This window comes from Streptomyces sp. NBC_01476 (assembly GCF_036227265.1).
GTDB lineage: Bacteria > Actinomycetota > Actinomycetes > Streptomycetales > Streptomycetaceae > Actinacidiphila.
The window spans coordinates 2,536,033-2,551,471 of the sequence record NZ_CP109446.1 but is presented as its reverse complement, the minus strand read 5'-3'; the positions used below and the strand labels follow the sequence as shown (position 1 = coordinate 2,551,471).

The following is a 15,439-nucleotide window of genomic DNA, read 5'->3' as shown; positions in this document are numbered from 1 at the left end:
AGTACGGCGAGCGGTCCGGCTGCTCCGGCGTCGACATGAGCCGAGAACAGGGGGTAAAACGCAGCGCCCGCCCGGGAGTTACCGGGCGGGCGCTGGATGGTTCAGTGCCTCTGGTCGCGTCGCAGCCACGTGGCGAACGTCCGCGTGCGGCGCGGTCGGTCCGGGCGGTGCCGGTCCGGGCGGTAGAGGGGCCGCTGTGTCCGGTTTCCGGCGGTGCCGCGGAGCGTACCGAGGCGGAGGGTGATCAGCCCTGGAGCGCGGTGACCGAGTGGGCCAGCGCCGACTTCTTGTTGGCGGCCTGGTTCTTGTGGATGACGCCCTTGCTGACGGCCTTGTCGAGCTTCTGCGCGGCGACCCGGGCAGCCGCGGTGGCCTTCTCGGCGTCACCGGCGGCCACGGCCTCGCGGGTGCGGCGGATGGCGGTCTTCAGCTCCGACTTGACGGCCTTGTTGCGCAGGCGCGCCTTCTCGTTGGTCTTGTTGCGCTTGATCTGGGACTTGATGTTCGCCACGAAAGAGCCTTCTCAGGTTCGTATCAATAAGGAGTCCCGCGGGGGTTCCGCGGGGTGCGGCCTCGGGTAGAGGGCACGAGGCACAGCGCCCCAGGCTACCAGCAGGCCGCCCGCGCTCCCAAACCGTGGCCGGGCCCCGGTCATGGGACTATGGGAGGCGACCCGTAACCGTCTGAAGTCCTCAAGAGTCTCAAGAAACTGGACCCTGCGTGCCCGCGACCCCTTCCCATGTGCCGGAGCCGAGCCGTACCGACCCGGCGCTGATCCGTAACTTCTGCATCATCGCCCACATCGACCACGGGAAATCCACCCTGGCCGACCGGATGCTGCAGCTCACCGGCGTTGTCGACAGCCGGCAGATGCGCGCCCAGTACCTCGACCGGATGGACATCGAGCGCGAGCGGGGCATCACGATCAAGTCGCAGGCGGTGCGGCTGCCCTGGGCGCCGCTGACCGGCGAGGACGCGGGCCGCACCCATGTCCTGAACATGATCGACACCCCGGGCCACGTGGACTTCACCTATGAGGTGTCCCGGTCGCTGGCCGCCTGCGAGGGCACGATCCTGCTGGTGGACGCGGCCCAGGGGATCGAGGCGCAGACGCTGGCCAACCTCTACCTGGCGATGGAGAACGACCTCACCATCGTCCCGGTGCTCAACAAGATCGACCTGCCGGCCGCCCAGCCGGAGAAGTTCGCCGACGAGCTGGCCAACCTGATCGGCTGCGACCCCTCCGACGTGCTCCGGGTCTCCGCCAAGACCGGCGTCGGCGTGGACGCGCTGCTCGACCGGGTGGTACGGGACGTCCCGCACCCGGTCGGCGTCAAGGACGCGCCCGCCCGCGCGATGATCTTCGACTCGGTCTACGACTCCTACCGGGGCGTGGTCACCTATGTCCGCGTGATCGACGGGCAGCTCACCAAGCGCGAGCGGATCCGGATGATGTCCACCGGCGCCACCCACGAACTGCTGGAGATCGGCGTCTCGTCCCCGGAGATGAAGCCGCACGACGGCCTGGGCGTCGGCGAGGTCGGCTATCTGATCACCGGGGTGAAGGACGTCCGGCAGTCCAAGGTCGGCGACACCATCACCACCTTGCACCACGGCGCCACCGAGGCGCTCGGCGGGTACAAGGACCCCAAGCCGATGGTCTTCTCCGGCCTGTATCCGCTGGACGGCTCGGACTACCCGGAACTGCGCGAGGCGCTGGAGAAGCTCCAGCTCAACGACGCCGCCCTGGTCTACGAGCCGGAGACCTCCGCGGCCCTCGGCTTCGGCTTCCGGGTCGGCTTCCTCGGCCTGCTCCACCTGGACGTGGTCCGCGAGCGGCTGGAGCGCGAGTTCGGCCTGGACCTGATCGCCACCGCGCCCAACGTGGTCTACCGGGTGGTGATGGAGGACGGCAAGGAGCACACCGTCACCAATCCGAGCGAATTCCCCGAGGGCAAGCTCGCCGAGGTCTACGAGCCGGTGGTACGGGCGACGGTGCTGGCCCCCACCGAGTTCATCGGCGCGATCATGGAGCTCTGCCAGAACCGGCGCGGCTCGCTGCTCGGCATGGACTACCTCTCCGAGGACCGGGTGGAGATCCGCTACACCCTGCCGCTCGCCGAGATCGTCTTCGACTTCTTCGACAACCTCAAGTCCAAGACCCGCGGCTACGCCTCGCTGGACTACGAGCCCACCGGGGAGCAGAGCGCCGACCTGGTCAAGGTCGACATCCTGCTGCACGGCGACAAGGTGGACGCCTTCTCCGCGATCACCCACAAGGACAAGGCGTACGCGTACGGCGTCCGGCTGGTCGCCAAGCTGCGCGAGCTGATCCCGCGGCAGAACTTCGAGGTGCCCATCCAGGCGGCCATCGGCGCCCGGGTGATCGCCCGCGAGACGGTCCGGGCGATCCGCAAGGACGTCCTCGCCAAGTGCTACGGCGGTGACATCTCCCGGAAGCGGAAGCTGCTGGAGAAGCAGAAGGAGGGCAAGAAGCGGATGAAGATGGTCGGCAGTGTGGAAGTGCCGCAGGAAGCCTTCATCGCGGTGCTCTCCAGCGACTCCGACGGCGAGTCCAAGGCGAAGAAGTAGCCCTTCCGGGTTGGCGTCGCGCAGAAAATCCCCCGCTCAGCAGGTGTTGCGGGCCGCGCCCCTTACGTCCGGGGCGTCGGCCCTCTACTCTGATCCGACGGATAGTTACTGGTGAGTTAAGAAGAACGCCGCGCGTGCCCCGGAGGTTGTGGTGACCGACACACAGACGTTGCTCGAGAATCGGCCGCCCTCCGTGGCCACGCTCTTCCTGGAGCGGGTCGCGGCGACACCCGATGCCGAGGCGTACCGCTACCCGGTGCCGGCCGAGTCCGGCCCCGACGGCTGGGAGACGCTCACCTGGGCGCAGGCCGCCGACCGGGTGCACGCCATCGCGGCGGGCCTGATGGAGCTGGGCGTACGGCCCGAGGAGCGGGTGGCGCTCGCCGCCAACACCAGCGTCGACTGGATCCTCGCCGACCTCGGCGTGCTCTGCGCCGGCGCCGCCACCACCACGGTCTACCCGAGCACCAACGCCGAGGAGACCGCGTTCATCCTGGCCGACTCCGGCAGCCGGGTGCTCTTCGCCGAGGACGCCAGGCAGCTCGCCAAGGCCCGCGAGCGGCGCGCCGAGCTGCCCGAGCTCCAGCACGTGGTGGTCTTCGACCCGGCCGGGGCGGCCGACGCCGACGGCGACGGGTGGGTGCTGTCACTGGCCGACCTGGAGAAGCGCGGCGCGGCGTATCTGGAGCAGCACCCCGGCGCGGTGACCGACGCGGTCGCCGCGCTCACCAGGGACCAGCTCGCCACCTTGATCTACACCTCCGGCACCACCGGCCGCCCCAAGGGCGTACGGCTGCCGCACGACGCGTGGTCGTACATGGCCCGCGCCATCCAGGGGGTGGGGCTGCTCGACGAGAACGACGTGCAGTACCTGTGGCTGCCGCTCGCGCATGTCTTCGGCAAGGTGCTCACCGCAGGACACATCACGGTCGGGCACGTCACGGCGGTGGACGGCCGGGTCGACAAGATCATCGAGAATCTGCCGGTGGTCCGGCCCACGTACATGGCCGCGGTGCCGCGCATCTTCGAGAAGGTCTACAACGGAGTCGCCGCGAAGGCCCGGGAGGGCGGCGCGGCCAAGTACAAGATCTTCCTGTGGGCGGCCGGGGTGGCCCGCGAGTACGCCAAGGCCGCGCAGAACAGCATGCGGCTGACCGGGGTCCCCACGGTGCCGCTGGGGCTGCGCACGAAGCACGCGGTCGCCGACAAGCTGGTCTACGCCAAGCTCCGTGCGGCGTTCGGCGGGCGGCTGCGGGCCTGCGTCTCCGGGTCCGCCGCGCTCTCGCCGGAGATCGGGTTCTTCTTCGCCGGCGCCGGCATCCACATCCTGGAGGGCTACGGGCTCACCGAGTCCAGCGCGGCGAGCTTCGTCAACCCCGGGGAGGCGTACCGCACCGGCACGGTCGGCAAGGCGCTGCCCGGCCTTGAGGTGCGCATCGCCGAGGACGGCGAGGTCATGCTCCGCGGCCCCGGCATCATGCAGGGCTACCACGGGCTGCCGGAGAAGACCGCGGAGGTGCTGGAGCCCGACGGGTGGTTCCACACCGGGGACATCGGTGAGCTGTCGCCGGACGGCTTCCTCAAGATCACCGACCGCAAGAAGGATCTGATCAAGACGTCGGGCGGCAAGTACATCTCGCCGGCCGAGGTGGAGGGGCAGTTCAAGGCGGTGTGCCCCTTCGTCAGCGCGGTGCTGGTCATCGGCGGGGGGCGCAACTTCTGTACGGCGCTGCTCGCGCTCGACGAGCCGACGCTGCTGAAGTGGGCGGAGGAGCACGAACTCGGCGGCCGGCCGTACGCGGAGGTCGTCGTCTCGCCCGAGGTGCGCACCCTGATGGAGGGGTACGTCGCCCGCGTCAACGACGGCCTGCAGCGGTGGCAGCAGATCCGCCAGTTCCGGGTCCTCCCGCGTGACCTCGACGTCGAACACGGTGACCTCACACCGTCCCTCAAGCTCAAGCGGCCGGTCGTGGAGCGGGAGTTCGCCCCCCTGATCGAGGAGATGTACGCCGGCGCCCGCGAGGCGTGAGTTCCCCTCCGGGGAAGAGGCCCCTGCCGGTGCCGGGCCCGGCACCGGCAGGGGCCTCGGCGTTTGGTGCCGGGGGGGCCGGTCCCGGCCGTCGCCGGTGGCGGAAAGAGCGCTGACCTGCGGCGATGCTGCGAGTGATGCTGGGGCGGTCCGGGGGATGGGGTGGACTGTAGTGGATTGGCGGAAAGCGCGGGGGAAATTGGCGAAAAGAGACCCTTAGGGACGAACATTCGTGACTGTGCGCGCAGGGTAGGGGGCGGGGTGTCACTCTGGCGGTGTGGCGACGGTCGAGGTCTTGCAAGGTGGTGTGCGGCGGGGCCGCGTGCCCGCCGACGAGTTGGCCGCAGGGGCCGCGCGGCGGTTCCTGCAGGCCGCACTCGCGGAGTGGTCCAGCCAGGGCCTGCCCTCGTCCGACGGCTTCGAGGACCGGCTCGTCTATGACGCGACCCTGCTGATCAGCGAACTGGTCACCAATGCCGTCGTGCACGCCGGCACCACCGTGGAGATCGTCTGCCGGCTGGACGCCGACTCCCTGGTGATCGAGGTGGCCGACCGCCACCCCGGCCGCGTGCTGCGCGGCAGCACCGAGCAGCCCGACGACCACCGCGAAGGCGGCCGCGGCCTGTACCTGGTCGCCGCGCTCTCCGACGTCTGGGGCGTCACGTACCACCGGGACCACAAGACGGTCTGGTGCAGCTTCGAAGCGGCCGGCGAGCGGGTCCCCTGCCCCCGCACCGACCCGGACCAGCCGCTGCTGGCCCCCACCCCGCCCCCCGATCTGCCGCGCCGCGCCGACATCGACTGGGTCGGCCGCGGCAGCCTCACCTTCCTCGCCGAAGCCTCCGACCTGCTGGCCGGTCAGCTCGACGAGGACAACGTGGCCTCGCTGGCCACCCAGTTACTCGTGCCGCGGCTCGCCGACTGGTGCGCGGTCTGGCTCTACCCGGCCGGGGCCGCCCCCCGGCTCTCCCGGGTCTGGCACAGCGCCGAGCAGCTGCTCGACCCGCTGCGGACCGTACTGGAGCGCTTCCCGCCCGCGCCCTCCACCCGGCCCGGGGTGCAGCCGCTGGCCTGGCCGGCCGTCCCCGCGGTCCCCGGCGACCTCGGCAGCGCCCTGGCCGTACCGCTGATCGCGGCCGGCCACTGCTACGGCACCCTGCTGCTGGGCCGCACCGGCCCGCCCGGGCTGCCCGCCGAGGCCATCAGCCTGATCGAGGACTTCTCGCGCCGGGTGGCGCTGGCGATGGGCACCGCCCGGCAGTACGCCCGCCAGGCCCGTATCAGCACCGTGCTGCAGCGCGGCCTGCTGCCGCCCGCCACCGCCCGTATCCCCGGCGTCGAGCACGCGGTGGTCTACGAACCGATGGCCGGCGACTGGGTCGGCGGCGACTTCTACGACCTCTTCCCGGCCGGCGACGGCCGCTGGTGCTTCGCGCTCGGCGACGTCTGCGGCAGCGGCCCGGAGGCCGCCGCCCTGACCGGCATCGCCCGCCCGGTGCTGCGGCTGCTGGCCCGCGAGGGCTACGGCGTCTGCGACGTGCTGGACCGCCTCAACAAGGCGCTCGCCGACGAGGCGGCCACCGCCCTGGTCGGCGAGACCGCGGCCTGGGAGGGCGGCCAGCCCCGCTTCCTGTCCCTGCTCTACGGCGAGGTGCTGCCGTACGGACCGGGCCGCGGGGCCCGCTGCACCCTCGCCTCGGCCGGCCACCCGCTGCCGCTGGTCCTCACCCCCGGCGGACTGGTGCGCCCCGCGGCCACCCCGCAGATCCTGCTCGGCATCTCCGACGACGCCCACTACCGCAGCGAGTCCTTCGACCTCGCTCCCGGCGACACCCTGCTCTGTGTGACCGACGGCGTCACCGAGCGGCGCCGCGGCCCGCTGATGTTCGACGACGACGACGGCCTGGCGCAGGCACTGCGCGGCTGTACGGGCCTGGGCGCGGCCGGCGTCGCGGAGCACATCCGGCAGGCGGTGCACGACTACGACACGGCGCCCCCGTCCGACGACCTGGCCCTGCTGGTGCTCCAGGCCCAGTAGCCACAAGCAGCCGGCAGCGGGTGCCCCCGGGCGCACCGTCCGGCGATCGCGGCCGGTGCCGGATACTGGGGAGATGCCTTCCGTACTCCCCGACGGCGAACCCGTCCCCGCCGACGGCGCGCTGCCGCCGCACGCGCTGGACGGAGCCGCCGGCCGGCCGCTCGGCTTCTATCTGCACGTTCCCTACTGCGCGACCCGCTGCGGCTACTGCGACTTCAACACCTACACGGCGAGCGAGCTGCGCGGCTCCGGCGGGGCGCTGGCCTCCCGGGACAACTACGCGGACGTCCTGATCGAGGAGGTCCGGCTGGCCCGCAAGGTGCTGGGCGACGACCCGCGGCCGGTCGACACCGTCTTCGTCGGCGGCGGCACCCCCACCCTGCTGCCCGCCGCGGACCTCGTGCGGATGCTCGGCGCGATCAGCGAGGAGTTCGGTCTGGCGCCCGGCGCCGAGGTCACCACGGAGGCGAACCCCGAGTCGGTGGACCCGGCCTATCTCGCCGCCCTGCGCGACGGCGGCTTCAACCGGATGTCCTTCGGCATGCAGAGCGCCCGGCAGCACGTGCTGCGCGTCCTGGACCGCAACCACACCCCGGGCCGCCCGCAGGCCTGTGTCGCGGAGGCACACGCGGCCGGCTTCGAGCACGTCAACCTCGACCTCATCTACGGCACCCCGGGCGAGTCCGACGACGACTGGCGGGCCTCCCTGGACGCGGCGATCGGCGCCGGGCCCGACCACGTCTCGGCGTACGCGCTCATCGTCGAGGAGGGTACGGGGCTGGCCCGGCGGATCCGCCGGGGCGAGGTGCCGATGACCGACGACGACGTGCACGCCGACCGGTATCTCATCGCCGACGAACGCCTCGCCGAGGCCGGTTTCTCCTGGTACGAGGTCTCCAACTGGGCCACGACCGAGGCCGCCCGCTGCACCCACAACGAGCTCTACTGGACCGGCGCCGACTGGTGGGGCGCCGGCCCCGGCGCGCACAGCCACGTCGGCGGTGTCCGCTGGTGGAACGTCAAGCACCCCGGCGCCTACGCGCAGGCGTTCGCCGAGGCCCGCACCCCGGGTGCCGGGCGGGAGATCCTCACCGCCGAGGACTGCCGGGTGGAGCGCATCCTGCTGGAGCTGCGTCTGTCGGCCGGCTGCCCGCTGGACCTCCTCGCCCCGGACGGCGCCCGGGCCGCCGAGCGCGCGGTAAGGGACGGTCTCCTTGAACCCGCCCCTTACCAGCAGGGCCGCGCCGTCCTTACACTGCGGGGCCGCCTGCTGGCCGACGCGGTCGTGCGCGACCTGGTCGACTGACCACCGCCGGCCGGCGCCGGCCCCGTCCGGGCCGCCCCTGGACCTCGTTCCGCGGCGGCGCGAGCTCTCCCCGGGCTCCTCAGGGCGCGGTCACGAAGTCGATCAGTTCCTCGACGCGGCCCAGCAGTTCCGGCTGGAGGTCGCGGTAGGAGCCGACGGACGCCAGGATGCGCTGCCACGCCTCGCCGGTGGTGAGGCCGGTCCAGCCCAGGGCGCGGCAGACGCCGGTCTTCCAGTCCTCGCCGCGCGGGACGCGGGGCCACTCCCGGATGCCGACGGAGGCGGGCTTCACCGCCTCCCAGATGTCGATGTACGGGTGGCCGACGACCAGGACGTCAGGACCTGCCGCGGAGGCCGCGATCCGGGACTCCTTGGAGCCGGGCACCAGGTGGTCGACCAGGACGCCGAGACGCGCGCCGGGGGCGGGGGAGAAGGCCGCCACGATCGCGGGCAGGTCGTCCACCCCCTCCAGGTACTCCACCACGACCCCCTCGACCCGCAGGTCGTGGCCCCAGACCCGCTCCACGAGTTCGGCGTCGTGCCGGCCCTCGACGTAGATCCGCCCGGCCCTGGCCACCCGGGCCTTGGCGCCGGTGACCGCGATGGAGCCGGAAGCGGACAGCAGCGGGCCGCGCGGGGCGGGTGCGGCGGGCGGCCGGACGAGGGTGACCGGCCGGCCCTCCAGGAGGAAGGCGGCCGGCGTCATCGGGAAGACCCGGTGCTTGCCGAAGCGGTCCTCCAGGGTGACGGTGAAGCCCTCCGCGGTCCGCTCGACCCGGACCACGGCCCCGCAGAAACCGGTGCCGGCGTCCTCGACCACCAGATCCGCCTCGGCCGCCACCTCGGGCACGGGCGCGGACTTCTTCCACGGAGGCGTCAGGTCGCCGTCGTAACTCCTGCTGCGCATGGGGGAGATCGTAGGACGCTAACCGCCCGCGCCGAAGCGTTCGGCGAGCGCGTCCCGCTGCGTACGCAGGAATCGCGCGTCCACCACCGCCCCGTGCCCCGGCACGTACCGCGCGGTCTCGCCGCCGAGCGCCAGCACCGCGTCCACCGTGGCCGGCCAGGCGCCCGGCACCGCGTCCTCGTCGGCCTGCGGCTGCCCCGACTCCTCCACCAGGTCGCCGCAGAAGACCACCGTCGGGTCGCTGGCGCTCGCACCGGGTACGACCACCACCAGGTCGTGCCCGGTGTGCCCGGCGCCGGGGTGCACCAGCCGCACCGGCCGCTCCCCGAGGTCCAGCGCCAGCTCGCCGTCGACCGGCCGGTCCACCGGCACCAGCGCCCTGACCGCCTCCGCGGCCTCCGCCGGATCCGTGCCGTGCCGTACCGCCGTCTCCCGGAGCGCGTCGCGCTCATGGCGCAGCCGGCCGTCCAGCGACACCTGCGCGTACACCTCGGCGCCGGCCTGGGTGAACGCCGCCGCGCCGAGGACATGGTCGAAGTGCCCGTGGGTGAGGACGACATGCGTCACCTCGCGCCCGGTCAGCGCCACCACCTGCTGCCGCAGCTCGGCGCCCTCGCGCAGCGTGGACCCGGTGTCGATCAGCAGCACACCGTCGGCGCCGACCACCAGGCCGACCGTCACATCGAGATGGGGCAGTCGCCGGCGCGCTACTCCGGGGGCCAGGTGCTCCCACACCGAACCCCCGGCGCCCGGCGCCTGCGCGCTCTCCACAGAATCCACGAGGGCGACGCTATCGCCGTGCGCCCGGCGGCGCGCGCCGTGGTGACAGCGTTGCCCCGCCATTCACCACCCGATCGCGTCGCGTACGCCCCCATCGCAACCGGCGCCCCCGTATTCCTGAGCCGCCCCGCCGCGGCATCCGCCCGGAGTTGTCCGAGTACGTGCGACAGGTTCGGCGGTCGGTCTTGCCGAGGCCTTGCCCGCTCGCCGTACACTTGCTGCGGGAAAGCTGGCACTCGAATCGGACGAGTGCCAGGCCAGGCGGCTCAGGGCCCACGGCAGGGAGGTGCGCGATGCTGAGCGAACGCAGACTCGAAGTGCTGCGTGCCATCGTGCAGGACTATGTCGGCACCGAGGAGCCGGTCGGCTCCAAGGCGCTGACCGAGCGCCACCAGCTCGGGGTGTCGCCCGCCACCGTGCGGAACGACATGGCCGTACTGGAGGACGAGGGCTACATCGCCCAGCCGCACACCAGCGCCGGCCGCATCCCCACCGACAAGGGCTACCGGCTCTTCGTCGACAAGCTCGCCGGTGTCAAACCGCTCTCCGGCGCCGAGCGGCGCGCGATCCAGAACTTCCTGGGCGGCGCCGTCGACCTCGACGACGTGGTGGCGAGGACGGTACGGCTGCTGGCGCAGCTGACCCGGCAGGTCGCGGTCGTGCAGTACCCGTCGCTGGTCCGCTCCTCGGTCCGGCACGTGGAGCTGCTCTCCCTGGCGCCCGCTCGCCTGATGCTGGTGCTGATCACCGACACCGGCCGAGTCGAGCAGCGGCTGATCGACTGCGCCGCCCCGGTGGGCGAGACGGTGCTGGCGGATCTGCGGGCCCGGCTCAACAGCCGGGTGGTCGGCCGGCGGTTCGCCGATGTGCCGCCGCTGGTGCAGGATCTGCCGGAGAGTTTCGAACCGGACGACCGCCCCGCGGTGTCCGGCGTGCTCGCCACCCTCCTCGAAACGCTCGTCGAGGAGAAGGAGGAGCGCATCATGCTGGGCGGCGCGGCGAACCTCACCCGGTTCAACCATGACTTCCCGCTGACGATCCGCCCGGTCCTCGAAGCGCTGGAGGAGCAGATGGTGCTCCTGAAACTGCTCGGCGAGACCGCGGACGCGACCATGACGGTCCGGATCGGGCATGAGAATTTTCACGAGGGCCTCAATTCCACCTCCGTGGTGGCGGTCGGCTACGGTTCGGGCGACGAGGCAGTCGCCAAACTCGGCGTGGTCGGACCGACCCGCATGGACTACCCCGGAACGATGGGAGCGGTACGCGCAGTGGCACGTTACGTCGGACAGATCCTGGCGGAGTCGTAAGTGGCCACGGACTACTACGCCGTCCTCGGCGTGCGCCGCGACGCCGGACCGGACGAGATCAAGAAGGCATTCCGCAGGCTCGCCCGCGAACTGCACCCGGACGTCAATCCGGACCCCAAGACGCAGGAGCGGTTCAAGGAGATCAACGCCGCCTACGAGGTGCTCTCCGACCCGCAGAAGAAGCAGGTCTACGACCTCGGCGGTGATCCGCTCTCCGCTGCGGGCGGAGGCGGCGGCGGGGCGGGGGGCTTCGGGGCCGGCTTCGGCAACTTCAGCGACATCATGGACGCGTTCTTCGGGCAGTCGCAGCAGCGCGGGCCGCGCTCACGCACCCGCCGCGGCCAGGACGCGATGATCCGGCTGGAGATCGAGCTGGACGAGGCGGCCTTCGGCACGACCAAGGACATCCAGGTCGACACCGCGGTCACCTGCGGCACCTGCAACGGCGAGGGCGCCGCGCCCGGCACCACCGCGCAGACCTGCGACATGTGCCGCGGCCGCGGTGAGGTCTCCCAGGTCACCCGGTCGTTCCTCGGCCAGGTGATGACCTCGCGGCCGTGCCCCCAGTGCCAGGGCTTCGGCACCGTGGTGCCCAACCCGTGCCCGGAGTGCGCAGGTGACGGCCGTGTCCGCTCCCGCCGTACGCTCACGGTCAAGATCCCGGCGGGCGTCGACAACGGCACCCGGATCCAGCTGGCCGGCGAGGGCGAGGTCGGCCCCGGCGGCGGCCCCGCGGGCGACCTCTACGTCGAGATCCGCGAGGTCCCGCACCCGGTCTTCCAGCGCCGCGGCGACGACCTGCACGTCACGGTCACCCTCCCGATGACCGCGGCCGCGCTCGGCACCAAATGCCCGCTGGAGACGCTCGACGGCCTGGAGGAGATCGACATCCGCCCCGGCACCCAGTCCGGGCAGTCCATCCCGCTCCACCAGCGCGGCATCACCCACCTGCGCGGCGGCGGCCGCGGCGACCTCGTCGTCCACGTCGAGGTGGTCACCCCGCACAAGCTCGACGCCGACCAGGAGGATCTGCTGCGCCGGCTGGCCAAGCTCCGCGGCGAGGAGCGCCCCACCGGCCAGTTCGCCCCGGGCCAGCAGGGACTCTTCTCCCGGCTCAAGGACGCCTTCAACGGCCGCTAGGACGCCCGCCCGGCGCAGTCGGCAGCCCCTCTGCCCCTCCCGGGGCGGGGGCTGCCGGACACTCACGGACCGGCCGGGAGCGGCGGGGGCACCCGCTGGCCGGTGGGGGCGGTCTCAGGCGCCCGTGGCACGATGAGGCCATGTCCGCGCTCACCGATCTCTCCGCCTTCTCGGCCTATCCCATCGTGCAGGCCCCGATGGCCGGTGGCGCCTCCAACCCGCAGCTCGCGGCGGCCGTGGGCGCGGCCGGCGGCCTCGGCTTCCTCGCCGCCGGGTACAAGACCTCGGAGGCGATGTACCAGGAGATCCGCCAGTTGCGCGACCTCAGCTCGCAGCCCTTCGGGGTGAACGTCTTCATGCCGCAGCCCGGCACCGTCGACCCCTCCGCGGTCGCCGTCTACGCCGAGCAGCTGGCCGGCGAGGCCGCCTGGTACGCCACCGCCCTCGGCGACCCGGACATCGGCGGCGACGACGCCTATGACGCCAAGGTGGCCGTCCTCCTGGAGGACCCCGTCCCGATGGTCAGCTTCACCTTCGGCTGCCCGGAGCGCTCGGTCCTCGAAGCCTTCGCCAAGGCCGGTACGTACACCGTCGTCACCGTCACCTCCGCCGCAGAGGCCCTCGCCGCCCAGCGGGCCGGCGCCGACGCACTCTGCGTCCAGGGCGTGGAGGCCGGCGGCCACCAGGGCACCCACCGCGACGACCCGCAGCTCGACCGGGCGGGCGTCGGCCTGCTCACCCTCGTCCCGCAGGTCCGCGAGACCGTCCAGCTGCCGATCATCGCGGCTGGCGGCCTGATGCGCGGCAGCCAGATCGCCGCCGTGCTGACCGCGGGCGCCGACGCGGCGGCGTTCGGCACCGCCTTCCTGATCTGCCCGGAGTCCGGCGCCAACGTGCTGCACAAGCGGGCCATCACCGACCCGGTCTTCTCCCGCACCGAACTGACCCGCGCCTTCTCCGGCCGCCCCGCCCGCGGCCTCCTCAACCGCTTCATGTGCGAGCACGGCCCGTACGCCCCGCCCGGCTACCCGCAGGTCCACCACCTCACCTCGCCGCTGCGGAAGGCGGCGGCCGCGGCCGCCGACCCGCAGGGCATGGCGCTGTGGGCCGGGCAGGGCCACCGGCTGGCCCGTGAGCTGTCGGCCGGCGCGCTGGTGGAGACCCTGGCCGCGGAACTCCACGCCGCCCTGGGGGCCCGCGCATGACCGCCCCGGTGTTCCTCGTCGAGCCGGAGTTCCTGGACGGCTCGCCCACCCGCCTGACCCTGGACGGCCCGGAGGGGCGGCACGCGGTCTCCGTACGCCGGCTGCAGCCCGGCGAGGAGATCGTGCTCACCGACGGGTCCGGCCGCGGCGCCTACGGCACGGTCTCCGGCACCGTCGGCAAGGACGTCCTCAACGTCGACGTCACCGCACTGCGCGAGGTTCCCGCCCCCTCGCCCCGGATCACCGTCGTCCAGGCGCTCCCCAAGGGCGACCGCGGCGAACTCGCCGTCGAGACCATGACCGAGGCCGGCGTCGATGTCATCGTCCCCTGGGCCGCGGCCCGCTGCGTCACCCAGTGGCGCGGGGACCGGGGCGCGAAGTCCCTTGCCAAATGGCGCTCAACGGCCCGCGAGGCGGCCAAGCAGTCCCGCCGCCTGCGCTTCCCCGAGGTCACCGACCTCATGACGACCCGTCAGCTCACCGCGCTGCTCACGGCCTCGGACTTCGCCGGCGTCCTCCATGAGGAGGGCGCCACCGCGCTCGCCACCGCCCCGCTCCCCACGGCCGGCTCCCTGGTCCTGGTGGTCGGCCCCGAAGGAGGGGTCGCCCCCGAAGAGCTGACCGCCTTCGCCGGGGCCGGCGCCCCGCCGTACCGCCTGGGCCCCACCGTGCTGCGCACCTCCACGGCGGGCGTCGCCGCCACCGCCCTGCTGCTGACCCGCTCCGGCCGCTGGAGCTGACCGGACACGGGTCGCGGCAGGCCGGGCCGGGGAGCGTCAGACCGGCACGGTGACGTACGTCTTCCCCTTGTCGTTCTGCACCAGCACCGAGGCCACCTGGTCCGGGGCGACCGCCGCGGAGCCGTCCAGGTCGGCGCCCTTGCCGGCGCCCTTGCCGTCGTCGGCGACCACCCAACCGCCCGCCGTCTCCCGGTCGCCGTCCCGCGAGAGCACCACAAGGTGGCACCGTTCGCCCGCGGGAATGCCGGTCACGGCCGTGTTGAGGCGGACCCAGCCGGCCGCCGGGGTGAGCCGCACGGTCATCCGCGCCCCGGTGTCCGGATCGGTGGCCGAGGCCACTTTGACCCCCGGCACGGCGCTGCCGGGCGGGGCGGTCACGGTGGCGGTGGGGATCACCGGCCCGGCCTCAGGGTCGGACGGGTCGCCGGCCGCCAGATAGCCGCCGAGGAAGACCAGCGCCGCCGAGGCCGCGACGGCCGCGCCCACCGCCGCTGACCACCTGCGCCGTACCGTCGCCCGCTCCTCGCGGGCCCGCCGCAGGGTGCGCTGCAGCAGCAGGTCCCCGCCCTCCGGCGGGCCGTCCACGAACGCCTCCGGCGGCACCGCGTCGAGCAGCGCCTCCGCCTCGCGCAGTTCGGTCACCTCCGCGCGGCACGCCTCGCACGCCGCCGTGTGCTCGTCGAACTCCCGTGTCTCCTGGGCGTCGAGCACCCCCAGGACGTAGGCCCCGAGCAGATCCCCATGGCGATGCGACTCACTCACGCGGCCACCTCCTGAAGGCTGACGTTACTGCCGGGCTTGTGCGCGTACAGCTGCCGCAGCGACTTGAGCGCGTAGTGGGCCCTGGACTTGACGGTGCCCTCGGCGATGCCCAGCCGCCGGGCCGCCTCGGCGGCGGTACGGCCGTTGTAGTAGATCTCCACCAGCACGTCACGGTGCTCGGGGGAGAGCCGGTCGAGGGCCTCCATGAGCACCATCGAGTCCACCACCGCGTCGGCGTGGTCCCGGTGGACGGAACCGGCCGCCGCCGCTGCCGTCTCCGACTCCGCGACCTCGGTGGGGCGGGCCGCCCTGGCCCGGTGGCGGTCGGTGACGATGTTGCGGGTCACGGTCAGCAGCCAGCCGCGGACCGAGCCCTCGCCGTTCACCATCACCTCCGGATGGCGCCAGGCCCGGATCAGCGTCTCCTGGACCACGTCCTCGGCGGCCTGGCGGTCCCCGGTGAGCCGGGTCGCGTAGGCCAGCAGCGCCTTGCCGTGTTCCTCGTAGAGCGAGCGGATCAGCAGCTCGTCACCCGTGCTCTGCCGGGTGCGAGATCCGCGAGACCGCAGTATCGCCATCCATTTACTCCATCCTGATGCGACCGCGTCGCTCTCAACACGGAAGCGGCGG

The 15,439-nt window shown here is 72.7% G+C and carries 13 protein-coding genes; 8 read left to right on the top strand and 5 right to left on the bottom strand.

Annotated elements, in window-relative coordinates:
- Nucleotides 1-244: 244 nt before the first annotated feature.
- A complete protein-coding gene (rpsT, locus tag OG552_RS11495; RefSeq protein ID WP_329131896.1) occupies nt 245-511 on the bottom strand; it encodes a 30S ribosomal protein S20 in 267 nt (88 codons plus the stop codon).
- 209 nt (nt 512-720) lie between these two features.
- On the opposite strand from rpsT, the gene lepA reads away from it, so the two are divergent.
- The 4 genes from lepA to hemW all read left to right on the top strand — a co-directional run bounded on the left by lepA (nt 721) and on the right by hemW (nt 7,965).
- A complete protein-coding gene (lepA, locus tag OG552_RS11490) occupies nt 721-2,592 on the top strand; it encodes a translation elongation factor 4 (protein WP_329131893.1) in 1,872 nt (623 codons plus the stop codon).
- A 151-nt stretch (nt 2,593-2,743) separates the two neighbouring features.
- Nucleotides 2,744-4,621, top strand: coding sequence for an AMP-dependent synthetase/ligase (locus OG552_RS11485; protein WP_329131891.1), 1,878 nt, complete (start codon nt 2,744-2,746; stop codon nt 4,619-4,621).
- A gap of 277 nt (nt 4,622-4,898) precedes the next feature.
- Nucleotides 4,899-6,659, top strand: a complete 1,761-nt coding sequence (locus OG552_RS11480) for a SpoIIE family protein phosphatase (protein ID WP_329131889.1) — start codon at nt 4,899-4,901, stop codon at nt 6,657-6,659.
- Between the two features lie 73 nt (nt 6,660-6,732).
- Entirely contained in the window at nt 6,733-7,965 is a 1,233-nt protein-coding gene (hemW, locus tag OG552_RS11475) for a radical SAM family heme chaperone HemW (protein WP_329131887.1), read from the top strand.
- Between the two features lie 79 nt (nt 7,966-8,044).
- Here hemW and OG552_RS11470 read toward each other — a convergent pair whose 3' ends face one another.
- Complete coding sequence (locus OG552_RS11470) at nt 8,045-8,872, bottom strand: DUF3097 domain-containing protein (RefSeq protein ID WP_329131885.1); 828 nt, start codon at nt 8,870-8,872, stop codon at nt 8,045-8,047.
- An 18-nt stretch (nt 8,873-8,890) separates the two neighbouring features.
- Complete coding sequence (locus OG552_RS11465) at nt 8,891-9,652, bottom strand: MBL fold metallo-hydrolase (RefSeq protein ID WP_329131883.1); 762 nt, start codon at nt 9,650-9,652, stop codon at nt 8,891-8,893.
- A gap of 293 nt (nt 9,653-9,945) precedes the next feature.
- Here OG552_RS11465 and hrcA point away from each other — a divergent pair, with 293 nt between their 5' ends.
- The 4 genes from hrcA to OG552_RS11445 all read left to right on the top strand — a co-directional run bounded on the left by hrcA (nt 9,946) and on the right by OG552_RS11445 (nt 14,047).
- Entirely contained in the window at nt 9,946-10,962 is a 1,017-nt protein-coding gene (gene hrcA / locus OG552_RS11460; RefSeq protein ID WP_329131881.1) for a heat-inducible transcriptional repressor HrcA, read from the top strand.
- Nucleotides 10,963-12,102, top strand: coding sequence for a molecular chaperone DnaJ (gene dnaJ / locus OG552_RS11455; RefSeq protein WP_329131880.1), 1,140 nt, complete (start codon nt 10,963-10,965; stop codon nt 12,100-12,102). It begins immediately after the preceding gene.
- A gap of 140 nt (nt 12,103-12,242) precedes the next feature.
- Entirely contained in the window at nt 12,243-13,307 is a 1,065-nt protein-coding gene (locus tag OG552_RS11450; RefSeq protein ID WP_329131878.1) for a nitronate monooxygenase, read from the top strand.
- On the top strand, nt 13,304-14,047 hold the full coding sequence (locus OG552_RS11445; protein ID WP_329131876.1) for a 16S rRNA (uracil(1498)-N(3))-methyltransferase: 744 nt from the start codon (nt 13,304-13,306) through the stop codon (nt 14,045-14,047). The genes OG552_RS11450 and OG552_RS11445 overlap by 4 nt, the downstream gene beginning before the upstream one ends.
- 36 nt (nt 14,048-14,083) lie before the next feature.
- On the opposite strand, the gene OG552_RS11440 is transcribed toward OG552_RS11445, so the two are convergent.
- Both OG552_RS11440 and OG552_RS11435 read right to left on the bottom strand, forming a co-directional pair.
- A complete protein-coding gene (locus OG552_RS11440) occupies nt 14,084-14,809 on the bottom strand; it encodes a zf-HC2 domain-containing protein (RefSeq protein ID WP_329131874.1) in 726 nt (241 codons plus the stop codon).
- The gene (locus OG552_RS11435) at nt 14,806-15,387 is read right to left on the bottom strand and encodes a sigma-70 family RNA polymerase sigma factor (RefSeq protein ID WP_329131872.1); all 582 of its coding nucleotides are present in this window, start codon (nt 15,385-15,387) and stop codon (nt 14,806-14,808) included. Before OG552_RS11435 ends, OG552_RS11440 begins: the two co-directional genes overlap by 4 nt.
- Nucleotides 15,388-15,439 lie beyond the last annotated feature (52 nt).